This window comes from Sphingorhabdus sp. (assembly GCF_040079335.1).
Classification (GTDB): Bacteria; Pseudomonadota; Alphaproteobacteria; order Sphingomonadales; family Sphingomonadaceae; genus Sphingorhabdus_B.
In genome coordinates this window covers 1-26563 of the sequence record NZ_JBEBKL010000004.1, presented here as the reverse complement: position 1 = coordinate 26563, position 26563 = coordinate 1, and the positions used below count along the sequence as shown (strand labels likewise).

General features: G+C 62.2%; 28 protein-coding genes and 1 tRNA gene. 14 read left to right on the top strand and 15 right to left on the bottom strand.

What is annotated here, in order from left to right; translation table 11 throughout:
• Positions 1-3: 3 nt before the first annotated feature.
• From ABL922_RS02395 to ABL922_RS02355, 9 genes are read right to left on the bottom strand one after another with little or no spacing between them, the layout of a single operon-like run.
• Positions 4-507 (bottom strand): hypothetical protein, encoded by a 504-nt coding sequence (locus ABL922_RS02395; RefSeq protein ID WP_349022607.1) that lies wholly within the window; start codon positions 505-507, stop codon positions 4-6.
• On the bottom strand, positions 504-3050 hold the full coding sequence (traC, locus tag ABL922_RS02390) for a type IV secretion system protein TraC (RefSeq protein ID WP_349022670.1): 2547 nt from the start codon (positions 3048-3050) through the stop codon (positions 504-506). Before traC ends, ABL922_RS02395 begins: the two co-directional genes overlap by 4 nt.
• Complete coding sequence (locus ABL922_RS02385; protein WP_349022606.1) at positions 3050-3793, bottom strand: conjugal transfer protein TraV; 744 nt, start codon at positions 3791-3793, stop codon at positions 3050-3052. Before ABL922_RS02385 ends, traC begins: the two co-directional genes overlap by 1 nt.
• Positions 3794-3798: 5 nt before the next feature.
• Entirely contained in the window at positions 3799-4680 is an 882-nt protein-coding gene (locus ABL922_RS02380) for a DsbC family protein (RefSeq protein WP_349022605.1), read from the bottom strand.
• Positions 4677-6032, bottom strand: coding sequence for a TrbI/VirB10 family protein (locus ABL922_RS02375; RefSeq protein ID WP_349022604.1), 1356 nt, complete (start codon positions 6030-6032; stop codon positions 4677-4679). The genes ABL922_RS02380 and ABL922_RS02375 overlap by 4 nt, the downstream gene beginning before the upstream one ends.
• The gene (locus ABL922_RS02370; protein ID WP_349022603.1) at positions 6025-6774 is read right to left on the bottom strand and encodes a type-F conjugative transfer system secretin TraK; all 750 of its coding nucleotides are present in this window, start codon (positions 6772-6774) and stop codon (positions 6025-6027) included. Before ABL922_RS02370 ends, ABL922_RS02375 begins: the two co-directional genes overlap by 8 nt.
• Positions 6774-7346 carry a type IV conjugative transfer system protein TraE gene (locus ABL922_RS02365; RefSeq protein ID WP_349022602.1) on the bottom strand — a complete coding sequence of 191 codons (573 nt, stop codon included), beginning with the start codon at positions 7344-7346 and terminating at the stop codon, positions 6774-6776. Before ABL922_RS02365 ends, ABL922_RS02370 begins: the two co-directional genes overlap by 1 nt.
• Before the next feature lie 14 nt (positions 7347-7360).
• Positions 7361-7648, bottom strand: coding sequence for a type IV conjugative transfer system protein TraL (gene traL / locus ABL922_RS02360; protein ID WP_349022601.1), 288 nt, complete (start codon positions 7646-7648; stop codon positions 7361-7363).
• A 28-nt stretch (positions 7649-7676) separates the two neighbouring features.
• Positions 7677-8003, bottom strand: a complete 327-nt coding sequence (locus ABL922_RS02355) for a hypothetical protein (protein ID WP_349022600.1) — start codon at positions 8001-8003, stop codon at positions 7677-7679.
• 360 nt (positions 8004-8363) lie between these two features.
• Between ABL922_RS02355 and ABL922_RS02350 the strand changes: the two genes are divergently transcribed.
• Together ABL922_RS02350 and ABL922_RS02345 are read left to right on the top strand one after the other, a co-directional pair.
• Positions 8364-8825 (top strand): hypothetical protein, encoded by a 462-nt coding sequence (locus ABL922_RS02350; protein ID WP_349022599.1) that lies wholly within the window; start codon positions 8364-8366, stop codon positions 8823-8825.
• A gap of 87 nt (positions 8826-8912) precedes the next feature.
• Positions 8913-9104 (top strand): AlpA family phage regulatory protein, encoded by a 192-nt coding sequence (locus ABL922_RS02345; protein ID WP_349022669.1) that lies wholly within the window; start codon positions 8913-8915, stop codon positions 9102-9104.
• A 298-nt stretch (positions 9105-9402) separates the two neighbouring features.
• Here ABL922_RS02345 and ABL922_RS02340 read toward each other — a convergent pair.
• Positions 9403-9479: transfer RNA gene (locus ABL922_RS02340), tRNA-Pro, on the bottom strand.
• Between the two features lie 251 nt (positions 9480-9730).
• Here ABL922_RS02340 and yajC point away from each other — a divergent pair.
• The 3 genes from yajC to secF are packed head-to-tail and all read left to right on the top strand — an operon-like array spanning position 9731 to position 12687.
• Positions 9731-10069 carry a preprotein translocase subunit YajC gene (yajC, locus tag ABL922_RS02335; RefSeq protein WP_349022598.1) on the top strand — a complete coding sequence of 113 codons (339 nt, stop codon included), beginning with the start codon at positions 9731-9733 and terminating at the stop codon, positions 10067-10069.
• Positions 10070-10083: 14 nt separating this feature from the next.
• Positions 10084-11685 (top strand): protein translocase subunit SecD, encoded by a 1602-nt coding sequence (secD, locus tag ABL922_RS02330; protein WP_349022597.1) that lies wholly within the window; start codon positions 10084-10086, stop codon positions 11683-11685.
• A gap of 12 nt (positions 11686-11697) precedes the next feature.
• Entirely contained in the window at positions 11698-12687 is a 990-nt protein-coding gene (secF, locus tag ABL922_RS02325; RefSeq protein WP_349022596.1) for a protein translocase subunit SecF, read from the top strand.
• Between the two features lie 14 nt (positions 12688-12701).
• On the opposite strand, the gene ABL922_RS02320 is transcribed toward secF, so the two are convergent.
• Together ABL922_RS02320 and ABL922_RS02315 are read right to left on the bottom strand one after the other, a co-directional pair.
• Positions 12702-13871 (bottom strand): glycosyltransferase, encoded by a 1170-nt coding sequence (locus ABL922_RS02320; RefSeq protein WP_349022668.1) that lies wholly within the window; start codon positions 13869-13871, stop codon positions 12702-12704.
• 5 nt (positions 13872-13876) lie between these two features.
• Entirely contained in the window at positions 13877-14449 is a 573-nt protein-coding gene (locus ABL922_RS02315; protein ID WP_349022595.1) for a helix-turn-helix transcriptional regulator, read from the bottom strand.
• A 107-nt stretch (positions 14450-14556) separates the two neighbouring features.
• Between ABL922_RS02315 and ABL922_RS02310 the strand changes: the two genes are divergently transcribed.
• Positions 14557-15033 carry a DUF6456 domain-containing protein gene (locus ABL922_RS02310; protein WP_349022594.1) on the top strand — a complete coding sequence of 159 codons (477 nt, stop codon included), beginning with the start codon at positions 14557-14559 and terminating at the stop codon, positions 15031-15033.
• A 3-nt stretch (positions 15034-15036) separates the two neighbouring features.
• Here the strand turns inward: ABL922_RS02310 and ABL922_RS02305 are convergent, their stop codons facing one another.
• On the bottom strand, positions 15037-16821 hold the full coding sequence (locus ABL922_RS02305; protein ID WP_349022593.1) for an ABC-F family ATP-binding cassette domain-containing protein: 1785 nt from the start codon (positions 16819-16821) through the stop codon (positions 15037-15039).
• Between the two features lie 67 nt (positions 16822-16888).
• On the opposite strand from ABL922_RS02305, the gene ABL922_RS02300 reads away from it, so the two are divergent.
• The 4 genes from ABL922_RS02300 to ABL922_RS02285 all read left to right on the top strand — a co-directional run bounded on the left by ABL922_RS02300 (position 16889) and on the right by ABL922_RS02285 (position 20251).
• On the top strand, positions 16889-17731 hold the full coding sequence (locus tag ABL922_RS02300) for an aminotransferase class IV (RefSeq protein WP_349022592.1): 843 nt from the start codon (positions 16889-16891) through the stop codon (positions 17729-17731).
• A gap of 47 nt (positions 17732-17778) precedes the next feature.
• The gene (locus ABL922_RS02295) at positions 17779-18078 is read left to right on the top strand and encodes a hypothetical protein (protein ID WP_349022591.1); all 300 of its coding nucleotides are present in this window, start codon (positions 17779-17781) and stop codon (positions 18076-18078) included.
• 66 nt (positions 18079-18144) lie between these two features.
• Positions 18145-18822 (top strand): response regulator transcription factor, encoded by a 678-nt coding sequence (locus tag ABL922_RS02290; protein WP_349022590.1) that lies wholly within the window; start codon positions 18145-18147, stop codon positions 18820-18822.
• A gap of 112 nt (positions 18823-18934) precedes the next feature.
• Positions 18935-20251, top strand: coding sequence for a HAMP domain-containing sensor histidine kinase (locus ABL922_RS02285; RefSeq protein ID WP_349022667.1), 1317 nt, complete (start codon positions 18935-18937; stop codon positions 20249-20251).
• Between the two features lie 3 nt (positions 20252-20254).
• On the opposite strand, the gene ABL922_RS02280 is transcribed toward ABL922_RS02285, so the two are convergent.
• Positions 20255-20551, bottom strand: a complete 297-nt coding sequence (locus tag ABL922_RS02280; RefSeq protein WP_349022589.1) for a chorismate mutase — start codon at positions 20549-20551, stop codon at positions 20255-20257.
• A 104-nt stretch (positions 20552-20655) separates the two neighbouring features.
• Here ABL922_RS02280 and ABL922_RS02275 point away from each other — a divergent pair, with 104 nt between their 5' ends.
• A complete protein-coding gene (locus tag ABL922_RS02275) occupies positions 20656-21672 on the top strand; it encodes a polyprenyl synthetase family protein (RefSeq protein WP_349022588.1) in 1017 nt (338 codons plus the stop codon).
• A gap of 39 nt (positions 21673-21711) precedes the next feature.
• Here ABL922_RS02275 and ABL922_RS02270 read toward each other — a convergent pair whose 3' ends face one another.
• A complete protein-coding gene (locus ABL922_RS02270; protein ID WP_349022587.1) occupies positions 21712-22305 on the bottom strand; it encodes an HD domain-containing protein in 594 nt (197 codons plus the stop codon).
• A 304-nt stretch (positions 22306-22609) separates the two neighbouring features.
• Between ABL922_RS02270 and ABL922_RS02265 the strand changes: the two genes are divergently transcribed.
• The 3 genes from ABL922_RS02265 to hrpB all read left to right on the top strand — a co-directional run bounded on the left by ABL922_RS02265 (position 22610) and on the right by hrpB (position 26555).
• Positions 22610-22942, top strand: coding sequence for a DUF1153 domain-containing protein (locus tag ABL922_RS02265; RefSeq protein ID WP_349022586.1), 333 nt, complete (start codon positions 22610-22612; stop codon positions 22940-22942).
• A 120-nt stretch (positions 22943-23062) separates the two neighbouring features.
• On the top strand, positions 23063-24079 hold the full coding sequence (locus tag ABL922_RS02260) for an aldo/keto reductase (RefSeq protein WP_349022585.1): 1017 nt from the start codon (positions 23063-23065) through the stop codon (positions 24077-24079).
• 22 nt (positions 24080-24101) lie between these two features.
• Complete coding sequence (gene hrpB / locus ABL922_RS02255; RefSeq protein WP_349022584.1) at positions 24102-26555, top strand: ATP-dependent helicase HrpB; 2454 nt, start codon at positions 24102-24104, stop codon at positions 26553-26555.
• Positions 26556-26563 lie beyond the last annotated feature (8 nt).

Genomic DNA, 26563 nt, shown 5'->3' with positions numbered 1-26563 from the left:
TCCTCATGCGCCTTTCCCCAAGGTCTTGAGCCCTTCGCTGACTTCGTCGAGGAAGCGCGGCAGACGCACTGCGGCGACCGCCGTCGCGAGCGCGACCAGGCACCAGGTCGCCTCACTGGCGAAGACGTACTGACGGTCCGGGGTGGCATCGGCGAAAGCGCCGAACAGCGAACCCAGGAAGGCGAACGTCATATCCATTTGCCCGCCGGTCAGCAGCAGCAGGAACATGAGCGGCAGGCCCATCGCGATGACCCAGCAGGCCATCAGGAATATGCCCGACCGGATCATGATGTAGCACCCGTCGGCGGCAAGCCCCCACCAGTGACGGCGCGGCCTGCGCGCAGCGCGGCGTGGCGGCCGGGGGAGGTCGTGTCCTTCCTCTATTGCAGCTATGATCGGACGATGGGGAAGCCAGTCAACTTCTGGCTTCGCTTCGACCTCGCGGTCAAATGGGGTTTGCAGGCAGTGCGGCATGGGATCTCTCTCCTCCTGTTTGCTGGGGTTCATGGATTGTCGGGGAAGGCGATGCGTTCGATCGCATCGGCAAGCTGGTGGCCGCGCGCCATTTCGGCATCGATCGCGGCGAAGGTCGCGGGCGAGCTCGAGAACAGTGTCGCGGAATAGTCGTCGAGCACGAGGCGGCCGATCGCCTCGGTCTCGGGGCCCTTGATGAAGACTTCGGAATAGGCCGAGCCCGAGCGCTTGAGGCTGCGGATCAGCGTCTCGGTGCGCTCGTCCATGTCGAGGCGCTTGCTCGCCTTGAAATCGGCAATGGTCTCAGGCTTCTGCTGGAGGATCAGCATCCAGTCGCTGTTTTCGAGCGCCGCAGTCGCGCCGTCCGATTTGTAGTAGTCGTTGAGGCTCTGCGTGGCGGTGGCGAGCGCCCCGCCGTATTTGCGGCAGGTACGGGCATAGGTCTCGACGAATTCACCCATCGACCCGCCTTTGAGCATCGACCAGGCTTCATCGATCAGCAGCAGCTTGCGGACCGAACGCGGGCTGCGGGTCATCGCTTGGCTGGTCATGAACATGATGGCCGAGAGCACCACCGAGCGCAGCTCCTCGCGGGTGGCGAGATCGGACATCTCGAACACGGTGAAGTCCGCCTCGAGATCGAGGCTCGCCTGGCCCTCGAAGAACCGGGCGTAGGTGCCCCCAGCAGTGAATGGTCCCAGCGAGGTTGCAAGGTCAGCTGCGGTCTCGTTGTCCATGGCGGCGAGGCACGCGCCGACCTGGGTGACGCTGGCCCTGGACTGGTGCTCGGACCAGACCAGGTTAACGGCCCGGTCGATCAGCCCGCGCTCGGTATCGGTGAGCTTGGCGGAATGCCGCGCCATCTGCCCGACAATCGCTTTGACCATCGCGAAACAGTCGAGCCGGTAATCCTCGTCTTCCGCAGCGCGGGCCGCGTCGATCATCGAGAAGGGGTTGAGGCAGAAACCCGAGGCGAGGGTGAACTCGATAAACCGGCCGCCCTGGAGCTTGACCGAATGCTCGAAGCTGCGCCCGTCGTCGATCACCACGACCTTGGCCCCGGCGCCGCGCAGCGCCGAGCACATTTCCTGCAGCAGCACGGACTTGCCCGAACCCGACTTGCCGCAGATCGCGACGTTGTGGTTGCCCGCTTCGTTCTCGAACGGCGACCAGTAGAAGGGCTGGCCGCGCCGCCCGACGAACAGCAGGTGCGGCACCGGCCCGCCGAGATACTCGCCCTGCAGCGGCGCGATGTTCGCCGCCGTCGTCGAGAGCAGGGTCTTGAAGCGCTTGAGACGCTCCATGTCGGCGCCGAGCCCGTCGGCAAGGGTCAGCGGCATGGCCGCCAAGAGCCCCTGGATTTGGAGATAGCGTTCGTCCGACAGGTCCCAGCCTGCCGCCTTGTAGATCGATTTGACCGCGCGCTCATGGCGGTCGCCCTGGCCCAGCGGCGACCAGGTGGTGATCCCGTAGAATACGCGGACCAGTCGGCGGCCTTCCTGGAGCTCGGCCTGGACGTGCTGCCACTCCGCCGATTGCTCGGCGATCCGCGGCAGGAACCGCGCGCTGCGAGTCTGCGACAGGCTGGTAGTACGCATGAACTTGAACCCGGCCTTCGCGGCAGCGGCTTCCTGGTCGGGGTAGACGAGGCAGAGCATGGTCGCCGCCGGGCAGGGGAACCGGAGCTTGTCGGTGAATAGATCGCCAATCAGCCGCGCGCATTCGTGCGGCGCCCAGCGCGGCGGCATGTTGCGCACGGCGAAGTGGCGTAGGTCGAAGCGGTCAGGATAGACCGCTCCGATCTCAGGCACGCCCTGATTGTGAACTCCGGTTGGCCGAAACCGTTCGGTGCCGAGCTCGATCCGGTCCTCGTGGACCCGGAGCTCGATGTCGCGGCGGATCGCCTGATTGGCGATGGGATCACTGGGATTGTAGGGAACCGCATCATCCTGCGGTGCAGTGGTTGGCGAGGTCAGGTCGTCGAGCAGCGCGATCAGGTCGTGCGGCTCGTATTCGATCACGCCGAGGTTCAAAGACTTCAGCATGGCAATCAGCCCTTCGCGGGCGTGGCTCAGTTCCTCGTTGCTGATCGACTTGGACGCCGGCACGCCCAATGAGATCACCACCTGGTGCGCGCGGGCATGGAAGGGAGCGTCGCTGGCGCCTGATTTCCAGACCATAGAATAGAGCTTCTTGGCCCGGTGGCGCGCGATCGCCTCGTAGACACCGCCCTGTTCGTAGCGCGGCGCGAACCACGGTGCGACGATCCGGCTGATCCGGGGGCTCGCGAGATGGAGGATCTGCAGGCAAGCGCCCGCCGGCAGGCCTTCGGAGAAGAATGCCCCGAGGATTTCGCCGGTGCGCTCGTCGGCGCCGATCAGCGGAGTTACCCCGAGCACGAAGCCCTTCGAGCGGGCGTTGACGTAGAGCCGGCTCGCCGGATCGTAGACCCGGTAAGGGAGCCAATCCGAGAGCATGTCGAGCATAAGCATGGGCCGAACTGCCTCGGTCTGCTCGGCATCGCCAAGCAGACCTGCGAGAAGCCGGTCACGCAGTGCCCGTAGCGACAGTGCGATCACTTGGATTTCTTCTTCGGCGCTGCGTCAGCCTTGTGCTTGAGCGCTTTGGCGGCTTCGATTGCGGCCGCGCTTGGCCAGACGCGCCGACTTTCCTCCAAAGGCCGAGGGGCCCGAACATGCGGGGTGGGGGACATGTCGGACCCCTCGGCTGCCGACGTGGCCGGAACGGGCGTGGTCACGTCGGTCTGGGCCTCGCCGCCCGGGGAGGGGAGGGCAAGCGGCGAGGATGGCAGGAAAGGATTTGCTGATACGGCAGGGCCACTGTCTTCGGGAGACAGGGGATTAGGGTTCACAGCTGCGTCGACCGCACGGCGGGCCTGGTGTTCAAGCGCCTGACGCAGCGCGCGCATCGTACCTTTGGGTTTCACAACTTCATCGCGGCGCAGTTCGCCGACCCAGCGCGCCGCTTCGACTACCGTCCAGGCGACCGCTTCGTCATGCAGCGTCCCCGAGCCATCGACGTGGGCCGGGAAGACCACCTTCAAGGTGCGTTCCCCGGTCCGGGCATTGTCGGCCGCAGCGACAGCGATGCGCTGGCGGGCCTCCGCCAAGGCAGTGCCCTCGGACTTGACCAGTTCGCGGATCGCCTTGGCATCGACTTCGCTGAGAGGCTGACAGCCTGTCCGATGAACTTCACCAGCTTGTGAACGGCACGAGAAGTCGCCGGCTATGTTGGTGCCAAGATGAGTGCAACCAGCGAGGCTGAGAGCGAGCGCGGCGAGCGGGATTGAGCGGTGCATGGGCATTATCCTTTGGGCTGGGTGGGGGAGAGGAAGGCACGCAGCGCGGCCGCATCGCGGTAACCCTCGAGCACTGCGCCATCGGAGGGGCGAACGATCACCGGGGTGCCATTGAAGCCGTTGGCTTTGGCGAAAGCCTCATTGGCATCGAGCCCGCGCGTGTCGCAGGGTTTAGGATTGGGAACCGCGATCCCGGAATAGGCCGCGTGAAGGCTGGTCTCGGGATTGGGTGAACACAGCACCCGCTCGGCATCCTTGCGCGCCTCGGCGCCGAAGATCGAAATCGGGCGTTCCTCGACCCGTGCGCCGATTGCCTTCAATTCGGCGGAGAGCTTCTTGCAGTAGCCGCAGTGGAAATCGGAGAAGACGACGGCTTTGGGACCACTCGCCGGTCCCCAGGTGATCGCGCCGTTCGCGGGGAGTCCGGCAAGCGAAACCTGTTTTGGTGCGCTCTTGGCCTGGGGCTGGGCTGCTTCGTCATCACCGTCGCCGCGGCGGGCTGCGCCAGCCGCCAGCAGATCGGGATTGAGCGCGAGCAGCCGGGCTGCAGTGAGGTCCTGGCGCGCTTCCATGTCGTAGACCCGGCCGATCACCAGGTACTTGGCGCGGGCGTCGACGTAGAACAGCGTGGTCTTCGAGGCGACTTCGCACAGGCCGCCAAGCCCTTCGCAATTGATCTGATCGATCGGGGTCTTGGGCAGCCGCAGCTTGAGGGCGGCCTTGACCTTCGCCACGTCGGGCGCGGCGAGGCTCTTCGCCGCAAGATGCGCGGCTCCCCATCCGGTCGCGCCCGAAAGCGCGACCAGCGCGGTTACACCAAGTGCGAGTTTGGGCCAGCGGCGGCGTCCCCAACTGGAGTGGGGCCCCGCGTTCAATCCTTCGATCATTTGGAATTCCTCACGTAGACGCCGTCGAGGAACACAACTTCGACCTCGATGCCGGTCGGCATCTCGACAACGGGCTGGTACTGTTCGGCGCGTTCGATGAGGTACTTGCTCACCGTATCGGCTGCATCCGCAGCGCCCTGGCCGAGCCCGCCGCCCAGGATGTCTCCTGGCGAGAGCTTGGCTTTGGAGCCGTCGGGATTGGTGAGGGTGCTTGAGAACACCGAATTGGCATTGGCGGAAAAGCCGCGTCCGAACCCGCCGACGATCCCGGCGAGCAGGGCTTGCGTCACGAGGTTACCCTCGCGGCTGACCACCCGTCCGCGCACCCCGGACTTCCCGGCGAACGAAATGAAGCCCTTGACCTCCGACACTGCGACGCGGCCGCCGGGTTGGTCGCAGGTCATCCGCGCGAGCTTGACGTAGACCTTCTCGCTCGAGAGATCGCCGCGCGCCGCGCCGTTGATCACGCAGCCTTCGAGCCGGGTGGTTAGAACCCGCCCGTTCTGCAGGACCGAGCGGGCAGGACCGGTGATGCGCAGCACCACAGGGAGCGGATCGGTCTGGCTGGCGACTCCGGCCGATGCATCGACCCCGACGATTACCCGGGCCCGTGCATAAGAGTTGGGCGGCAGGTAATCTGGAGAATCCTCGACCACCAGGGGCGGGACATCGGCGCGAGCGAGCTTGACGCCTGTGCTGGCTGCCTTGTCGCCGCTGAAGTTCATCAGCTTGACCTCTGCGGGCGGCGGAGAGCCGTCAGCACCAGCCCCGCCAGGAGCCATGGATCCGGCCTGGGGCGGGGTGGCTGCAGGTCCTCGCGCGTCATAACCACCAGCGCGCGGGCCGTAGGCCGGCATGGCCGCGGCATTGGGAGCGGGCGTGCTGGCCTGGCTCTGCAGCTGGTTCTTGAGCTGGGTATTCTCGGCCGAGATTGCGTCGATCGCTGCCTGGCCGTCGGTGCGCATCGCCTGGTTTTCGGCCTTCAGCGCGGCAAGTTCGGCTTCCATCTCGGGACGCATGACCGCCCCTTCCTTGAGGGCCTTTTGCTCGCGTGTGACCGCACCCAGCTGATTGCCGTAGACGGTGGTAAATTCGCGTTGTGACAGGTTGCGATTGACGAGGCTTGCGGTCTCGATCGTCTCGGCTTCGCCTTCAGGGTGCGCCGTATTCGAATGATCGCTGCCGAAGATGATCCAGCTGGTGCCAGCGAGGATCACGGTTGCGATCCCGGCGAGGAGCATGCGCTGGCGCTTGGCGGTACGCTCGTTGAGCTGTCCGGCGCTGACCGGTTCATGGACCTCGCGGGGCTGCTGCTCGCCGCCATTTGCGTTTTGGGATGCCTGATCAGTCATGACCTTGCTCCCCGTTCGGGCCGACGAGGTAGGCCGTGGTGCTGGCGCCCGGCTCAAGTGTGGCCCGCGCGATCGACACCGCGAGCGCGCCTGCGGACACGAGATCCTTTTCGGCGAGTGTCATGGCCCTGGCGCCGCGATTGACGAGGCGGACGACCTTTCCGGCCAGTGCCGCGCCGCGGTATTCTGCGATCAGCTGGACTTCGAGCGCGCCGACCCGGCTCGGCAGCGCAGCAGGCTGGCTGACCTCGAACCCTTCGATCGTCTGCTGCGCCGCCATGGCCCGCACCAAGCGCAGTGCGGCTTCTTCCGGGGTGGTCTGGTTCTCCCAGTGTCCCGCATCGCCTTTGACGAGCGCCGGATTGGTGATGAATACTTGGGCGGCCTCGATCTTGTCGATCGAGCAGGAGAACTTGTAGACGTAGCCCGCCTTGGTGGTGGCAAAGAAGCTGATCCGCGCCGCCGCGAAGGTTTCCGGGACCGAGACATAGATGTCGCCGCGCACCGGCTCGTGGGTCACCGCAAAGTCGTTGTAGGGATAGCCGCTCGAGATCTTCGAAACGCTGGCGAACTGGTCGCCGATGAGCGCGAACCGGGTGAGTTCGCGAGCTGAAACTGAGCATGCGATCGTGCCGCCATCGGCGCTTTGCTTGAACTGGTCGGCGAGCGCCGGGCTGGCCAATGCCAGCAGCGAGACTGCAAGCGCGATTATCGGTGCGCGCCGCTTTTGGGCAAAGGGCATCACTTGGACTCCTTGGTTGTGTCTTCGGGTGGCAGCTGGACAAACCCGGCTAGGCCGAGGCGAAGGCCCTGGTAGGTCCAGCTGAAACGGAACCGCCGCTCGTCGCTGCCAATCACGGTCGCCCCGACGAAGGTCTTGAGCGTGCCTTTGACCTCGGAGGTGAGGGCGCCAGGATCGACCTTGATCTGCTTGATCACGAAGGCCTGGGTCACGTCCGAGCCGCGCTGTTCCTCGACGATCCGCAGCAGTTCGCCCTTGAGCGTGCCATTAGCCGCAGGATCGGCGAGTTCGAGGATCTGGCTCATCCAGTAGTCGAGCCCCTCGGGGCTGCGGTTGAGCAGCAACAGCGCGGCATCGCGGGTCACGAATTCGAGATACTGGGCGTCAGCGCCGGTACTCGTAATGGTGAGCGGCGCGCGGACGGTCGGGACCAGCACCACCTCGCGGTCGCGGGTCGCGGCGAAACCGCCGGCGACAACCAAGGCAATCGCCAATCCCGCGCTGGTCAGCGCGAACAGATTGCGTTGCCTGAGCAGCGCTTGGCTGCGCTCGTGAGAAATCTGGACAAGCATGGTTCTGTCTCCCCTCAGCCGGCCAGCAGCCGGCAATGGGAGGGCGGCGTCATCTTGAGGCCTGTGAGACCCGCGGGCAGGTGCCAGTAGGCGGCATGGATCACCCAGGCCCAACTGCGGCCTGCTTTCGCCTTGCGAAGCGCAAACCAGGAAGCAGCGGCGAGAGCTATGCCGATGAAGACATGCTGTCCGAGGATCCCCCAAGTGAATGGGACGATCATCCCGGCGAACTCGTCGAGGGTCCAGAAGCCGATCAGCTCCGGATCGTCGAGCCGCCGAGGGACGATGTACCTATCGCTCATGATGACGCGCCCTCCCGCAGCGTGCCGGTCAGATGACCGCGGTGACCACCGAGGTGACGATCGGCACGCCGGTCCCGACGCCGATGCCGACCCCGACCGGGACCGCGATCTGCGAGAGGGTGAAGCGGCCCGAGGCAAGACCGATCAGGCCGCCGGCAAGGCTGAGCACGGTGATGATCTTGCCGCCCGAACCTTCGAGAAAGTCGGTGAATTTCGTCAGCGCAGGGGCGAAGGTGGCGTCGGCACCGGCATAAGCGGTGCTGGCGGCAAGCGCCGCGATGGCAACCGGCAGCGCGAGGTTGGCGATCTTGCCGAGGCGGTTTCCGCCGATCGAGGGGAGGGCAGGGGCATTCATGGACGTATTCTCCGCTTGAGTGTCGCAGCGTTCGTTCGCTGTTTGTTCTAAATGCGGGGAAGTTCTTCTGTAGGAAATGGGATCATGCGAATGAAGCGTCATCGCAGCGCATTTTGTTCGGTCTGCGCACCCTACCGAGGCGATTTGCGTATCGTTTGCGCTGTTTCCGGAGAGCGACGTTTCCGAATTGCGGAAGTGGTCCGCTGCGTTGCGGAATCGATCCGCATTGGAACGGCCGGTCGATTCGTTCTGGGGCTGAGGAAATCCTATATGTTCGCTTTATGTTCTTTTTGCTTTCCTACACACTTGGAGTCCCGATAGCTGAATGCCTGTTCTTCCGAGTCGAGACCCACCATGGATATGAATCCGCCAGATCTTCATCTTCGCGTTGCCGAGCTACTGGAACTGGCCGTGCGCGAAAGCGGGCAGTCTACGGCTCAAGTCGCGCGAAACGCCCAGCTTAAATGGGACACGGTTCGACGAACACTGGACGGAAAGCGCGCGGCAACAATCCCCGAGATCGTGTCTATCCTCAATGCAACGGGATACTCGGCAGAAGATACATTCCGTCTCATGCTGCTGGTCGATGGCGACTTTGCAGTGAGCCGGGCGGGAAGCGATGCAGCCCGATTCCTAGGCGAGCTGATGCGAGCAGTTCCAGTCGAAATCGCCGAGCAACTTGGTGAAGATATGTCGGAACTTCGACCTCGCTGGGCCAAGGGGACGGCCAAGATGCTAGCGCGGACTCTCTCGCAGCACATTGCCGACCTCAATCGCCGCGGAGACGCGATTGGCGATCGCCTTGTTACTGGTTCGTCATAACTATCAGCTTTCGATGCCGGTCCGTGCTGCAAGCCTTTGCGCGCACGTGCTGGCAGCAATTGTCCAATCTGGTTGAGCAAGGCCTACATGCCTATCAAAGAACTCCTGACCTGCCGCGATGTGATGCAGCTAACCGGCATTCGAAGTCGGTCCACAATCTGGAGGCGCATTCAGCGTGGCGCCTTCCCGGCACCCCTGGACTTCGGCGCCGGACGTCTCAGGTGGCGTTCTGAAGATATTTCGGACTGGGTAAATTCAATGCCCAGACGGCGTTACTAGACGCATCTGAACTCCCCCGATCTTCCAGTTCCCCGCAGAGCGAAGAGGGCGTTCGGTCACCGCGGCCGGGTTCGGATCTGGAAAGGCGACTGGCCGCTGCGAAGCTACGCGTCCCATCGATAGTCATCGCAAATTTCGCCGCTGGGAAGCTCAATCGCTGCAGACACTCCGATGCGATATGTTGCATTTGGCACCATTAATGCTCGTTTCGTTCCGCTTTTTTGCACCACCAGTGCACCATCAGAGGTTCTTCTCGGTGGCGGGGAACGTGAAAAAGCCCAGTAAGTTATTGAAAAATTGGTCGGGACGAGAGGATTCGAACCTCCGACCCCCACACCCCCAGTGTGATGCGCTACCAGGCTGCGCTACGTCCCGACCGTTTCGGCCCAGCGGCAGAGCTGCCGGGCAGGGAGTGGGCCTATAGGCAGGCGAAGGTGCCTTGGCAAGCATCCCCCTTTGCAAACCATGCTGCGGTTTTGAATTGCCCCCTTGATCCTGATCCAACAAGTGCCATCTGGGCATGGCGCACGGGGGGCGCGTTGCTATGATCTGGCATTGCTGCTAGTCGCGCGCAACTTGCTCCCGATGATCCGGGAGCGCGCCCGCAACTAGGCTGAAAGCAACCGATGAACAGCGCAGCACTTACCCTTCTTTCCGCAGCCGCCAGTGGCGGACAGGCTCCTCCGGCATGGGCGCAATTCGTTCCGCTGGTAGCGATGGCCGCGGTGTTCTGGTTCCTGATCCTGCGCCCGCAAATGCGCCGTCAGAAAGAGCTGCGCAGCAAGGTTGATGGCATCAAAAAGGGCGATCAGGTGCTGACCGGCGGCGGATTTCTGGCCAAGGTGATCAAGGTTGACGATCACTATGCCGAATTGGAGCTGGGCCCCAATGTGCGCGTGAAGGCGCTGAAATCGACCATCGCCGATGTTGTCCCGCCGGGCGGCGTGGCTCCGGCCAACGACTGACGGATTCCAGAAAGATGCTCGATTTTCCTCGCTGGAAGCAGGCCTGGCTGTGGTTCATCACGCTGGCTTGCGCATTGGCAGCCTTGCCGTCGCTGGTTTCGGTCTCTGGCATGGCCTGGCCTTCGGCTTTGCCCGATCCCAAGATCAACCTTGGGCTCGATCTTGCCGGCGGCAGCCACCTGCTGCTTGAAGCGGATGTAAATCAGGTGCGCCAGCTGCGGCTGGAACAGATGGAGGATTCGGTCCGCCAGCGATTGGGCAAGGCCGACCCAAAGATCGAAATTGGCGATATTTCGGCCAAGGACGGCAAAATCTCATTCATGCTGATCGACCCCACCCGGGCCGATGCCGCGCGTGAACTGCTGCAAACGCTGACCAGCGGCGCAGGCCTTTCGGGTTCGCGCGATTGGGATCTGGCGATCAATGGCGGGTTGATCGAACTGACCCCAACCGAGGCCGGTCTCAACCAGTCGATCGATCAGGCGATGAGCGCGGCAGTAGAAGTGGTGCGCAAGCGGATCGACAAGATGGGCACGCGCGAGCCGACGATTATTCGCCAGGGCAAGAACCGGATCGTGGTGCAGGTGCCCGGTCTTTCGGATCCCCAGGCTCTTAAACGCGCGCTGGGGGAAACGGCCAAGCTGGAATTCAAACTGGTCGATACCAATGCCTCGCCCACCGATCGGGCCCAGGGCATTGCCCAGCCCGGAACCCAACTGGTGCCCTATGCCAATCCTGAAAAGGATGGGATTATCCCGCTGGCTGTGTTCCGTTTGGGCGGGATTGTTGGCGATCAGTTGACCAAGGCCACGCCGGGCAACGATCCCAAGACCAACGAACCCAATGTCATAATTGAATTCAACCAGCAGGGCGGGGCAAAGTTTGCCAAGCTGACCAGTGAGAACGTGAACAAGCCGTTCGCGATTATCCTCGATGGCAAAGTGATCTCTGCGCCGAATATCAAGGAGCCAATTCTGGGCGGATCGGCAACGATATCGGGCAATTTCAATGCCGAAACATCCAGCCAGCTGGCGATCAATCTGGCTTCGGGCGCGCTGCCGGTTGATCTCAAGGTGATTGAGGAGCGCACTGTTGGCCCGGATCTGGGCGCGGATTCGATTCGGAGCGGGGCAATCGCGATGGGCGTCGGCACGCTGGCGCTGATGGTGTTCATGCTGATCACTTACGGCCGGTTTGGCATTTACACCTGCACTGCGCTGATCATCAACGCGCTGATGATCCTGGGCCTGATGGCGGTAATCGGCGGCACGTTGACCTTGCCGGGGATTGCTGGGTTCGTGCTGACGATCGGCGCGGCGGTGGATGCCAACGTGCTGATCAACGAACGTATCCGCGAAGAAAGTGCGCGCGGCCGCAAGGCGATCCAGGCGGTTGAGGTTGGCTATAAAGAAGCCAGCCGCGCGATTTTTGATGCCAATATCACCAATGTCATCGCTGCGGTGCTGATGTTCTACTTCGGCTCGGGCCCGGTAAAGGGATTTGCCGTGGTGCTGGCGCTGGGGATCGCGACCTCGGTGTTTACCGCGGTAACGCTGACCCGGATGTGGGTGGCTGGCTGGCTGCGCCGTGCGCGCCCGACCGCGCTGGTGCTGTAAGGGAACCGATTGATGAAACTGCTCAAACTCGTTCCTGACAATACCAATATCAAGTTTCTGCGCTTGCGGATCCCGTTCTACGTGATCTCGCTGTTGCTGATGGCGGCTTCGATTGGTCTGGTGGTAACAAAGGGGCTTAACCTGGGGGTCGATTTCGTCGGCGGCCAGATGATCCGCGCCACCTTTACCCAAAGCCAATCGGTGCCGGTGGGTGAACTGCGCGAAAGCGTGGGCAAGCTGGGTTATGGCGAGCCGATCCTGCAGCAATTCGGCAAGCCCAACGAGGTTTCGATCCGGATGAAGCTGCCCGAAGGATCCGAAAAGAACGTCGCGCTGGCCAATGAGATGACGGGCAAGATTACCGCCGCGATCAGGGCGGAACACCCCGATGCGCGGATTGACGGCGTGGATTCGGTTTCGGGCAAGGTTTCGGGCGAACTGTTCCGTACCGGGATGCTGGCGCTGGGCCTGGCGATGGCGGCGATATCGCTGTACATCTGGATCCGGTTTGAATGGCAGTTCGGGGTGGGTGCATTGTTTGCGCTGGTCCACGACGTTACCCTGACCATCGGGCTGTTCGCGCTGACCCAGATGGAATTTGATCTGAACATCGTTGCTGCGATCCTGACCTTGATCGGTTATTCGCTGAACGATACGATCGTGGTCTATGACCGGATCCGCGAAAACCTGAAGAAGTATCGCCGGATGCCGGTGCCCGAACTGCTCGATCTGTCTGTCAACGAAACGCTCAGTCGGACGGTGGTGACTTCGCTCTCGTTGCTGATCACCTTGCTGGCTCTGCTGATCCTGGGCCCGAATGTGATCTTTGGCTTTACCGCTGCGATTACGCTGGGGATTTTCGTGGGGACATACAGCTCGATCTACATGGCCGCGCCGATCCTGATCTGGCTCAAGGTCAGCTCGGCCAGCTTTGTGCCGGTTGAAACTGCACTGGATCGGCAAGAGCGTCTGGCCCGCGGCGAAAAGCCTGAGCCGGCCTGATTAAATTTGCCCGATCACTTGGCGGCCAGGTGCCGCCAGTGATCAACCAGGGCCTCTGCGTTCTTTTCCCAACTGAACGGGGCGGCCCCTGCTGCCACCGTTTTGCGCGATGGCGGATCGGCCAGAATCTGGCTGATAGCGATGGCGATGGGCAGCTTGTCGCGCGCCACCATTTCACCCCAGGCCGGATTGGTCAGCAATTCGCGCGCGCCCGCGATTGGCGTTGTTACCACTGGCGTGCCGCATGCCAGCGCTTCAACCCAGGCGTTGGCCAGACCCTCGCTGGCGGTGGGAAGCACGAAGATATCGGCGGCGCTCAGCACCACTGGAAGATCGCCATGCGGAACCGAACCCAGAAAGCGGATCCGGTCAGTCAGCTCCAGCGTATCGGCCAGCGCCTTCAATTCGGCTTCATCAGGCCCGGTCCCCGCCAGCACCAGTATGGCATCGGGCAGCTGCGCCAATGCCTCGATCGCATAGCGCTGGCCTTTGCGCGGGATCAACGCACCAACGCAGGCCAGCACTGGCCGATCATGCGGCAGGCCCAGGGCATCGCGGCTTTGCGCCTTGTCACGCGGACAGAACACTGCGCGGTCCAGGCCAGTGCGGTGGATCGTCACTTTGCTGCGCGGCACCCCCAGCGCGGCGATATCATCGGCAAGCCCGCCCGATACCGCCAGCAGCGCAGTGGCATCCTGTGCGGCCCGGCGGACCTGATCGCTGGTGCCTGAAGACGTTCCCCAATGATGAATATCAGCGCCGCGTGCCTTGATTGAACAGGGCAGCCCCAGCGCCTTGGCCAGGCTGACCGCCGCCGGACCATCGGGGTAAAAAAACTGCGCGTCGATCAGGTCAAACGGTGCTTCGGCATGCAGCCTTTGCGCCAGTGGCAAGACTGCGCGTGCTTCGGCAGCAGCGTTAAAGCGTCCCCCGATCCGTGGCAGCAGCCGAAAGCGCGGGCGCAGAACCTGCACTGCGCCGCGTTGTTCGATGCTTGGTAAGCTGCGCAAAGCGCGATAGCGCGGATGCAGCGAGATCGGAAACGGCGGCAGCCCGATCGGGTTGACCATCACCAGATCAACATCACCGCGCGCCGCCACGGCTTGCATCTGGCGTTCAACGAAGATCCCGAAGTTGGGCGTCTGGTCGTTGGGGTAGAGCGTGGAAAGTGAAAGGACGCGCAGGCGCTTCACAACGGGCGCACCAGCATTTCGGCCACCGCGATCCAGGCTGGGCTATCGACTACAACCTGGCGGGTCCCTGCGCCCGGCGCCAATATGGCCACGCGGTTTTCGCTGCGATCGATCATCCGGCCAAACGCAAAGCGCCCGCCAGAGCGCGGGACCAGCACATCCCGGTTAAGCAGGCGAGCAAAGTGTTCGGGCCCATGCTGGCGCAGCCACAACTGATCGCCGGCACGGTATTCACCGGCGCCGGTTTCAATCGCCATCACGACCAGCCCGGCATCGCCGCCAAGCGCGCTTGGCAAAATCGCATCGCGCGGGGCAACCAGCGCCTCTGCGCCTTCAGCGGTCAGCCGGGCAACGTAAGTGGGCGCAGCGCCCACATCGCTGCGCACCAGCAGCTCGCTTTCAACATCCAGCGCCTTGGCGATCCGGTTCATCCAGCTGAGCGATAGCTGCCGCATGCCGGTTTCCAGCCGCCCGATTGTTTGCGCTGTGGTGGGCGGGGTGCAGCGTGCAGCAACATCGGCCAGAGTCAGGCCTTTCTGCCGGCGAATATCGCGAATGCGGCTGATCATGAAGACATCTCACTAACCAAATTGGTTTTTCTGCTTTCCTACAACATGGCTGTTTTGGCAAGCCGTGTTTCACCGCCGATGCCCCGGCGCCAGGGAAGGAAGACGCGATGCAACGCCACTTGGTCGAACGCGAATTGACCGACGAAGGCCCGAGCGCCAATTGCGCCGTGCGCGGACGCCGCGCGGTTACGGTCAATCTGGCGGAGAGCCCGCTAACCTGGCTGCATGCGCGTGGGCATCTGACCGATGCGCAGCTTGCCGCTGGTGAATGCCTGCGCCGTGATTACGAGCGCGCCCAGCTATCCTCAGGAACCACGATGCGCTGGGATCCAGTCCGGGTCAGCGGTGGGACCGGCGATCGATTGCTGAACGATAGCGAGCGCCAGATCGCTGCGCGCGAACGCTTTAACGGGGCACTGGCGCTGGCTGGATCGGGGCTGACAGACATCCTTTGGCGGGTGGTTTGTGCAGGCGAAGGCTTGCCCACCGCCGAACGGGCACTGGCCTGGCCGGTGCGCAGCGGCAAACTTGTGCTGCGGATCGCGTTGGACCGGATAGCCGAATATTACCGGATCGGGGGCTAGCCCCTATCCCTCAACCAGTTCCGCCAGGCCCAGCCAGCGATCTTCGGCCGCGTCTTTCTCAGCTCGAGCCGCGTCGATCGCCTTGGTAAGCTCTGCAAACTTTGCCGGGTCCCTGGTGTAAAGCGAAGGATCGGCCAGGGTACCTTCGTCCCGGGCGATTTGGGCCAGCAACTGCTCGATCCGTGCGGGCAGCAAATCGTAATCGCGCTGATCCTTGTAGCTCAGCTTGGTTTTTTGCGGCTGGGGCGAGGCAAGCGGCGGGGTGGCGGCTGGCTTTGGCCCAGGCTTGGCTGACGGGCTGCGCTTTTGCCGCTGTTTTTCCCAATCCTCGTACCCGCCGGCAACGATATCCACTTTGCCGCTGCCATCCAGACCCAGCGTTACGGTTACAGTCCGGTCCAGAAAATCGCGATCATGGCTGACAATCAGGACGGTGCCATCATAGTCCGCGATCACTTCTTGCAGCAGATCAAGCGTTTCGAGATCGAGATCGTTGGTTGGCTCGTCCAGCACCAGCAGGTTTGATAGCCGGGCAAATTCGCGCGCCAGCAGAAGTCGGCTGCGCTCGCCGCCTGAAAGTGTCCCGATCTTGGCCTCGACCAGCCCGGGATCGAACAGGAACTCCTTTAGATAGCCGTGGATATGCTTGCGCACCCCGCGAACGTCGATCCAGTCGCCGCCTTCAGCCAGCACATCGCGGACCCGCTTTTCCGGCACCATCAGGCTGCGCTGCTGGTCGATCAGAACGCCTTGCAGCGTTTTGGCAAGCGTGATCGTGCCGCTGTCTGGTGCCAGCTCAGCGGTCAGCAGTTTAAGCAAGGTAGTCTTGCCGGCGCCGTTCGAGCCGACAATCCCGATCCGGTCGCCGCGGGTTATCCGCAGCGTGAAATCCTTGATGATCGCCCGCTCACCAAATTTCTTGGATACCTTGTCCGCAACGATTACCGCCTTGGATTTGGCATCATCAACCGCCAGGCCCAGCTTGGCGGTGCCCTGCGGCCCCAGCATCGCAGCGCGGGTTGCGCGCATTTCCCACAGCTTGGCCAAACGGCCCTGATTGCGCTTGCGCCGTGCGGTTACCCCGCGTTCCAGCCAGTGCGCCTCGATCTTCAGCTTGGCATCAAGCTTGTCTGCAGCGCGGGCCTCTTCGGCATAGACCTGTTCGGTCCAGGCATCATATCCGCCAAACCCGATATCCTTGCGGCGCATCGATCCGCGATCGATCCACAAGGTTGCCTTGGTCAGACGGGTCAGAAAGGTTCGATCGTGGCTGATCACCACGAATGCGCCTTTGTAGCGGCTCAGCCAGTCTTCCAGCCAGTCAATCGCGGCAAGATCAAGGTGGTTGGTCGGCTCGTCAAGCAGCAGCAGATCAGGCTCACTGGCCAAGGCCTTGGCCAGTGCAGCGCGGCGGCGCTCTCCGCCGCTGGCGCTGTCAGCCTTACGGCTCAGATCAATTCCCAGCTGCCCGGCGATTGCCTCTACCTCGTGCTGGGGCGGAGCGTCCTTGCCCGATAGGGCGAAGTCCAGCAGCGTATCGTATCCAGTGAAAAACGGATCCTGTTCCAGCATCACGATCCGCGTGCCCGGCTGAACCGAACGCGTGCCCTTGTCCGCTTCAACATCCCCGGCGATGAGACGCAGCATCGTGGTCTTGCCGGCGCCGTTGCGCCCGATCAGAGCCAGCCGATCACGCGGACCGATCGCCATATCGAGATCGCGAAACAACCAGCCAGAGCCCTGCTGGAGACCCAGGTTTTCCCAGGAGAGGATTGGTGCTGCGGCCATGGTTCGCGGCACCTAGGGGCACATCCCTGCGTTGACAAGGCGCACGTGGCAACCGAAAGCGGACCTTATGCGTACTGTATGGCTCAACGGCGAATTTGTCCCCGAAACCGAAGCGAAGGTGTCGATCTTCGATCGTGCGCTCAACTTTGGGCAGGGGGTCTATGAAGTTTCGCCGGTAATCGACGGCAAGTTCCGCAATTGGCCGCACCATGCCGCGCGGCTGGCGCGGTCGATGGCGCTTGCCCGGATTGCGGATGATACAGATTGGCCCGCCGTTCTGGCCGAACTGATCGAGCGCAACGGATTGGTTGAAGGCCGGGTTTACCTTCAGGTGACTGGCGGAGCGCCGGCTGATCGAAGTTTTCCGCTGCCTGATGCGGCTATCGCGGCCAACCGCTTTGCATTCACCCAGGAAGATAGCTTGATCGCTAGTCCGTGGGGCAAGGACGGCCTGAAAATCGTGCTGCGCCCTGATCTTCGCTGGCAAGTTAGATCGGCCAAGACAACCCAGCTGCTCTATGCGGTGCTGATGAAGGCCGAAGCGCGTGAGGCTGGGGCAGACGATGCCTGGCTGGTCGAAAATGGGGTGATCACCGAGGCGACCAGTTCGAATGCCTATATCATCGACGCGCACGGGGTGCTGGTTTCGCATCCGGTCGATTCAGGCGTCTTGCCAGGCGTTACCAGGATCAGTGTGATTGAGATAGCAAGCGAGATGGGGCTCAAGGTCGAAGAGCGGCCATTCACTCCCGAAGAGCTGTTTGCCGCGCGCGAGGCCTTCATTTCGGGCGCAGGTACGCTGGTGCTGCCAGTGGTTGAAGTGGATGGCAAACCGATCGGCAATGGCGGCCCCGGCACATTGACCGCCGAACTGCGCCAACGCTACATAACCTTGCTGAAGGCTAGCTAGGCTATTCACACCGTGTTCAATCCATATGCCCTAATGGCCGGGATGTTATGAAGAAATTCGCCCTTCTGTTGTCGCTTGTCGCACTGGCCCTCCCGGGGCTTCCGGTGCAGGCGCGCGGGCCTGGCGATCCGCAAAATTCGGCCCGGCGCGAACTGCGCGCGGGGAACATTCTGCCAATCCGTGATATTGAGAACGCCGTGATCCCGACGATGGGCGGTGCCCAGTACCTTGGGTTTGAATATGATCCGGCGGCAATGGCCTATCGCCTCAAATTCATCCGCGGTGGCCATGTCATTTTTGTCGATGTCGATGCCCGCACCGGGCAGACAATCCGCCGAACACGCTGAGCCTTGGCTTGACGCTATGGGGCTTTGGTTCCATCTGATCGGCAAGGATTATTGGGGAACCGAAAAATGCGCATCCTGATCGTCGAGGACGAACCGACCCTCGGCAAACAGCTCAAGAATACGCTCGAAGGCAATGGCTATGCGGTCGATCTTTCGGTCGATGGCGAAGACGGCCATTTCATGGGCAGCACCGAAGAATACGATGCCGTGGTGCTTGACCTCGGCCTGCCAGAGATTGACGGGCTGACCGTGCTGGGTATGTGGCGCAAGGAAGGCCGGAAATTCCCGGTACTGGTGCTGACCGCGCGCGATAGCTGGTCAGACAAGGTTGCCGGGCTTGATGCCGGCGCCGATGATTATCTGGCCAAACCGTTCCAGACCGAAGAGCTGATCGCCCGCCTGCGCGCGCTGATCCGCCGTGCTTCGGGCAACACCAGCAGCGAACTGATCGCTGGTGATGTTCGGCTGGATACGCGTTCGGGCCGGGTTACGCTGGATGGTGAGCCGGTCAAACTGACCGCGCAGGAATACAAGCTGTTGTCCTACCTGCTCCATCACAAGGGCAAGGTTGTCAGCCGGACCGAACTGATCGAGCATATCTATGATCAGGATTTCGATCGGGATTCGAACACCATCGAAGTGTTTGTAACCCGGATCCGCAAAAAGCTAGGCGCTGATGTGATCACCACGATCCGCGGGCTGGGCTATAGCCTTGACGATCCGGCCGAAGGCGGCCGCGGCTGATCGCGATTGCGATGCCGGTGCGCTATAAACAGGCTGCGGCGGGCGGAGCATTTAGGTGAGCAAACCAGCAACCGCCGAAGCTATTGCGCACACCGGCTCACTTTCGCGCCGGATGATGCTGATTGCGGCCGGCTGGATCATGGTCTTGCTGCTGGGCGGGGGAATTGCGCTTGATCGGACGCTGACCGGGCAAATCACCCGCAGTTTTGACGATCAGCTGGCAAACCTGCTCAATGGCCTTATTTCCTCAGCCGAAATTCGCCCTGAAGACGGCGAGATCATCTTTAACCGGACAATGGGCGATCAGCGCCTGCTTGAACCAAATAGCGGGCTGTATTGGCAGATCCGGGGGCAGGGGCACGATGATTTTCCATCGCGCTCGCTGTGGGATCGCACAATCGATGTGAACATCAAGCATGTTGACAACGATCCCCATGCCTATGTCTCCACCCAGTTTCCGGCCGAACCGCTGCGGGTGATCGAACGGTCTATCACCCTGCCGGGCAGCGATACGGTGTGGTGGTTTAGCGTGGCTGAACGCCAATCCAATCTTGATATCCAGATCAGCCGGGTCCGGCGGATCCTGCTGCGCAGTTTTGCCGTGCTGGGGCTGGGCTTGCTGGGCATGGCGGCATTGCAGACGTGGTATGGATTGGGGCCCTTGCGCGGGGTTCGCCGGGCGATCCAGCGCATGCGCAGTTCGGGCAGCAATCAGGTGGCCGAACCTTTGCCGCTTGAAGTGCAGCCGCTGGTCCAGGAACTCAACGCGCTGATGGCGCACAGCCAGAAGCAAGCCGAAGAGGCGCGAACCCATGCCGGCAATCTGGCCCATGCGCTTAAGACCCCGCTGACTGTGGTGATGAATGCCGCCACCGCGCATGCCCCCGATCTGGCCGATACCGTGATCCGCGAGGCAGCGGTTATGCGCCGCCAGGTCGATCACCACCTTGCCCGCGCCCGTGCTGTGGGCCGCCGCGCGGTGGGCCAGGCCCGGGCCAAGGTTGGTGAAAGTGTTGAAGCCGTGTTGCGGGCGGTCACCGTGCTTTATGACAAGGCCCGCTTCGATCTTGACGGTGATCGCGCGGCGCAGGTTGCGATTGAGCGCCAGGACCTTGACGAGATCCTTGGCAATCTGATCGAGAATGCGGCGAAATACGGCGGCGGTTCCGTTTTCGTCACCATTGACCCTACCGCTGACCCGGACTGGTGTGAGATCTGGGTTGAGGATGACGGGATCGGCATCCCCGAAGAAGAGCGCACCCGCATCTTCGATCGCGGCGCGCGGCTGGATACCGGCAAGCCCGGCACTGGACTTGGCCTGGCGATCGTGCGCGATGTGGCGGAAATCTATGGCGGCGGGGTTGAGCTTGACGAGAGCGAGGATCTGGGCGGCCTGCTGGTCAAATTGCGGCTGCCCAGGGCGGGCTAACGCCTATTTGATTTCGGCCGCCTGCTCATGATGTCGGATCACTTCCTCGATGATAAACCGCAGGAACTTCTCGGAGAATTCAGGATCAAGCTGGGCATCTCCGGCCAGCCGGCGCAGCCGCGCAATCTGGGCATCCTCGCGCCCCGGATCTGATGCGGGCAGGGCGTTCTGCGCCTTGTATGCACCCACTGCCTTGGTGATGCGAAAGCGCTCAGCCAGGATGTGGATCAGCGCGGCATCGATATTGTCAATCGAGGCGCGATAGCTGGCAAGGATGGGATCAGACTGGTTTTCGGACATGACCAAGTGGCTAGCATGCAATTTTGCGGTTGCATATTGCGATAGGGCCATTGCCCGCTTTGCACTTGCATGACAGCCAAAGACACCGCAAGGCGCGTGTCGCAATGAGCGCCGATGTGATCCCCCTCAAGCCACGTAGCAGCGAACCCTCGCTGGCCCCGATCATGGCGCTGACCGCGCAAGGCATGAACGCGGTCAACCAGGTTATTCTGGAACGGATGCAAAGCGAAATTCCGTTGATCCCCGCACTGGCCGGTCATCTGATCGCCGGCGGCGGCAAACGGATGCGCCCGATGCTGACGCTGGCTGGCGCCGCGCTGCTGGAATACGGCGGTAATCGGCATCACAAATTGGCCGCTGCGGTTGAATTTATCCACACTGCCACGCTTCTGCACGACGATGTGGTTGATGGCAGCGAAATGCGCCGGGGCAAGGCTGCCGCCAACCTGATCTTCGGCAATCCCGCCACCGTTCTGGTCGGCGATTTTCTGTTCACCCGCAGTTTTGAGCTGATGGTTGAAGACGGCAGCCTCAAGGTGCTCAAGATCCTTTCAAACGCCAGCTCGGTAATCAGCGAAGGGGAAGTTGATCAGCTTACCGCGCAGCGCCAGATTGAAACCAGCGAAGAGCGCTATCTGAATATCATCGGCGCCAAGACCGCCGCGCTGTTTGCAGCGGCAACCCGGATTGCCGCGGTGGTCGCCGAAAAGAGCGAAGCCGAAGAGCGCGCTCTGGAGGACTATGGCCGCAATCTTGGCATCGCGTTTCAGCTGGTTGACGATGCGATGGATTACGATTCCGATGCGCACGAAATGGGCAAGGGGAAGGGAGATGATTTCCGCGAGGGCAAGATGACCCTGCCGGTGATCCTGGCCTATGCCCGTGGCAGCGATAACGAACGCGCCTTTTGGCAAGACGCAATCCTGGGGCACCGCGCTTCGGATGAAGATCTGGCCCACGCGGTCAGGCTGATTGCGCGCCATGATGCGGTTGGCGCCACGCGCGATCGCGCCCGCCACTACGCAGCCCGCGCGATCGATGCGATTGCTGGATTTCCGGCCAACGAAGCCCGCGCGGCGATGGCCGAAGCGGCTGAATTTGCAGTGACGCGGCGCTTCTAGAATTCAGAATGCCGCGCCTGCACCGGCGCCAAATCCCGATCAGTCGAAGGCCTTCTTGTAATCGCTTTTCAAAGGCTGCTCGAACAACTTCATTACCATCGGTTCGAAGAATGACAGCGGCTCGGATTCGTAATCAGGATCGAACGCCGGGCAATCGTATAGCTCAATGAAATCAGCCGCCGCCGCATAGTGCGGGTGGTCCTTGAACCGGTCACGCGCATTGCGATCAAGGCCGATGTAATGGAAGAAATTGTAGCCCTGGAAAATCCCGTGGTGTGCCGTGATCCAGTGCAGTTCTTCCGATACAAACGGTTTCAGGATCGCTGCGGCGATATCGGCATGATTGTAGGCGCCCAGAGTATCGCCGATATCGTGCAGCAGCGCCATCACAACGTAATCGTCACTGCGCCCATCGCGGTGCGCGCGGGTGGCGGTTTGCAGGCAATGGGTAAGCCGGTCCACCGCGAAGCCGCCGCAATCGCCGTCTAGCAACCGCAAGTGATCAAGCACCCTTGCCCCGCCATTGGCGGCGTGCGGCTTGAGATGGGCCATCGCGATGTCCCAATCTTCCTGGGTGCCTTCAGACATCGTATGGAAGCTGGCGTTGCGATCAATGAGATTGGCATCAGACATCGGATGGTTCCTCGATCAAAATCAGGCATCGGCTACTAAGGCGTCTGGCGTAGCACAGGGAATTTTGCGGTCAATTTTCTTACGAGCGGGAAAATCGGCTGAAGCCAGATGTTTCATCAGCATTGCTCCGCAACCGTATAAAATCCGTCTGTCTCCTACCCGCCACGCCTCGCCGATCACCGCCCCAATCGCGCGGTGAGCCGAGGTGCCGATTCAGCACTATTTAACCACGCCGGGCAGATCATCGCTCTTGCTTGGGGGCCACCGTCCGACCCGATTGGGTCATTCAAACGAGGGCCGTAAAATGATGGAATATCACAATTCCCGCCCGCTGCGGATCATAGGACCCGACAGCATAATCCTGACCCGCGAGTCTATGCCGCCGGCCAATACAACGCGTTGGGTTGCCAGCCGAAAGGCGCAAGTGGTGGCGGCCGTGGAAAGCGGACTTATGACACTGGAAGAGGTGATCCGCTGCTATCGCCTAAGCCTGGAAGAATTCTATTCCTGGCGGCGTGCGATGGACCGTGCCGGGGTGAAAGGCCTGCGCGTAGCCTGGGCCCAGGAAGACCGCGCCGAGCGCCGCCGCAGCCGCGATGCGGCGCAGGCCCGCGCGGATCAGCTGGTCGCAGCCTGATCAACAGGGCAGCTGGCAACGGCCTCCCCGCAGGCGGGGCAGGGAGGCCCTTGACCGGATTGTGGCAAACCGGCACGTTCGGTTGCAAGCAGCAACCAGAACCCCCGGGAGAAGCCAACCATGGAACGTCGCCGTTTAGGCAAAAGCTCGATTGTCGTGTCCGATATCTGCATGGGCACGATGACATTCGGTAGCCAGACCGATGAAGCAGCATCGCTGCGCATTCTGGACAAGTGCTTTGATGAAGGGATCGATTTTTACGATACCGCTGAAGGTTATCCAGTGCCGCCCGATGCAAAATGGGTGGGCCGTACCGAAGAGATTGTCGGCAAATGGCTCAAGACCAAGCCGCGCGATGCGATTATCCTGGCGACCAAGGTTTCAGGCCCCAGCCACGTCTGGTTCCGCAGCCCCAAACGGGCCGGGATGACCGCGCTCGACCGGCGCAATATCATGGTCGCAGTAGACGAAAGCCTGCAAAAGCTCGGCACCGATTACATCGATCTGTATCAGACCCATTGGCCAGATCATGAACTGCCCTATGATGAAACGATGGAAGTGCTGGATGAACTGGTTCTTGCCGGCAAGGTAAGGGTGCTGGGCTGCTCAAACGAAACCAGTTGGGGGCTGATGAAATCGATCCAGACCGCCGATCAGCTGGGCACCGCACGCTATCACACGATCCAGAACAATTTCAGCCTCAACAATCGCCGGTTTGAAGATGAGCTGGCGCAGGTCTGCCGGATGGAAGGGGTCAGCCTGATCCCCTATTCACCGATCGCCGGCGGAGTTCTTTCGGGCAAATACAACGATGGCGGCAGGCCTGAAGGTGCGCGGTTCAGCCGGTATCTGGCAATGGAAGGCCGTCAGGCAGACATGGGCAAGCGCTTTGTCAACGAACGCTCGCTGGCATCGACCGCGCGATTCCATGAGATTGCACGCGAAGCCGGGATCGATCCGGTAGCGATGGCAGTGGCCTGGTCCAAGCAGCACGATTTTGTCGCCTCGACGATTGTCGGGGTTTCGAACGAGGAACAGCTTGGCGCAATTTTTGCCGCAAAGGATCTGGTTCTGTCCGGCGAAGTGATGAAAGCGATCAACAAGGTTTCAAAGGAAATCCGCTACCCGATGGGGTGATAGCTGGGCTATGGGCTTGCCCGTGACCCGGCTTCCGATCCACGCTGTTTTGCCAGATCTGCTGGTCGCGTTGCGGGCAGGGCCAAACGCTGTGCTGATTGCACCGCCGGGCGCGGGCAAGACCACAGCGGTTGCGCCGGCACTGCTGGACCAGCCGTGGTGCAGCGGCCAGGTGATTGTGCTAAGCCCGCGGCGCGTTGCCGCGCGGGCTGCGGCGGAACGGATGGCCGAGCTGCTGGGCGAGGATGCCGGCGAAACAATCGGCTATGTTACCCGGCTTGATAGCAAGCGCGGCGCAAAAACGCGCGTTATCGTGATGACTGAGGCGATTTTTGTTGCCGCGATCCTGAACGACCCTGAGCTAAGCGGGGTATCAGCCGTGTTGTTCGATGAGGCGCACGAACGCCACCTCGACAGCGATCTGGGGCTGGCCCTGGTGATCGAGAGCCAATCGGTGCTGCGCGCCGATCTGCGGTTGGTGGTGATGAGCGCAACGATCGACGGCGCGCGGTTTTCGGGATTGCTTGGTGATGCCCCGGTGGTGGAAAGTGAAGGCAAGGCCTATCCGCTGGAACTGCGCTGGCTGGGCGCGCGGCCAGAGCTGAGAATAGAGGACGCCGTAGCCGCTGCCGTGCTTACCGCATGGCGGGATGAGACTGGCGATATTCTGGCCTTTTTGCCCGGAGTGGGCGAGGTTGAGCGGACCCGCGAACGGTTGGCGGAAAAGTTGCCAAATGGCTTGATCATGCCGCTGCACGGGCAATGCGAGCCATCGGCCCAGCGGGCGGCGATCAAGCGCGATCCAGCCGGCCGCAGGCGGATTGTACTGGCAACCGCAATTGCCGAAACCTCGCTTACCCTCGATGGGGTTTCGGTGGTGGTCGATGCCGGCCTGTCGCGCCGGGCAGAATTTGACAAGCCAGCCGGGGTGACCCGGCTGGTTACGCACCGCGCCAGCCAGGCTGCGGCGGCCCAGCGGGCCGGCCGTGCGGCCCGGCAAGGCCCCGGCGTGGCGTACCGCTTGTGGGAGGAAGCCGCGCATGCCGGGCGTGCAGCATTCGATCCGCCAGAAATGCTCACCAGCGATCTGGCGCCATTGCTGCTCAGCCTGGCCCAGTGGGGCGCGGCCGATCCCGCAGCATTGCCGTGGCTTGATCCCCCACCAAGTGCAGCATTGGCTGCAGCAATGGCTGTTTTACAATCGTTTACCGCGCTTGATGCGGCAGGCCGGATCACCCAGCATGGACGCAGCATGGCACGGCTGCCGATGGATCCGGCCCTGGCCCACATGCTACTTTTTGCTGCGCAGCATGGTGCAGCGCTGCGTGCAGCACATCTGGCACTGCTGCTGCAAGAACGCGGGCTGGGCGGGCGCGGGGAAGATCTTGCAGCGCGATTAGATCGGTGGGCGGCGGATCGTTCTGGCCGGGCCGAAGCTTCGCGCAAATTGGCCCAGCGCTGGTCGAAACTGGCGCAAGGACTGGTCAAACAAGACCTGGTCAAACAAGGTTGCGGCGATGAACCGCCCCTCGCGATCCTGCTCGCCGCAGCCTATCCCGCCAATCTGGCTCGGCGCCGCGCTGCTGGCGGCGAACAGTGGCTGACAGCCGGGGGCCGCGGCCTGAGGCTTGATCCTGCAAGTCCGCTTGCCCGGGCCGAATGGTTGGCGGTGGGCGATGCCCAAGGCGATGCCAAAGGTGCACGGATTACCGGGGCGATTGCGCTGGACGAGGCCGAGGTGAACCAGTGGCTGGCGCACCGGATCGAACGCCGCAGCACCTTGCGCTGGATTGCCGATGAAGGCCGGGTAGAGGCGCTGCTGGAAAGCCGGATCGATGCGATAACCCTGGTGCGTGGCAGCGATCCGTCGCCTGATCCCGATGCAATTCGGGCCTTTCTGATTGCAAAGGTGCGCACAGAAGGATTGGCGGTGGTGCCATTGTCCGTGGCCAGTCAGGCCTTGCTGCGCCGCGCGCGCTATGCCGGGGTTGAGGCACTGTCTGATCAGGCGCTGCTGGCCGATCTGGAAGTGTGGTTGGGTCCGCAGCTGGGTCGGCGGTTCGATCAGCTTGATTTGTCCAGGCTGCATGAGGCGCTGCGCGTGCGGATCGATTATCCGGCCCAGCAGGCTCTTGATCTGCTGGCCCCGGCGCAATTTGTTTCACCTGCGGGAACCAGTCACGCGATTGATTATGATGATCCTGGCGGGCCTTCGGTGGAATTGCGGGTTCAGGCGCTGTTCGGACTGGACCGGCACCCCGGCTTTGGCCGGCCGCCGCAGCCGTTGCTGCTTAAATTGACCGATCCGGGCGGAAAGCCTTTGCAAACCACCCGCGATCTGCCCGGCTTCTGGCGCGGATCGTGGAAGGATGTTCAGCGCGACATGAAGGGCCGCTATCCCAAACATCGCTGGCCTGACCAGCCGTGGACCGAAGTGGCCAGCCTCAAAACCAAGAACGCGTTTGAACGGCGGTAGGCCTGTAT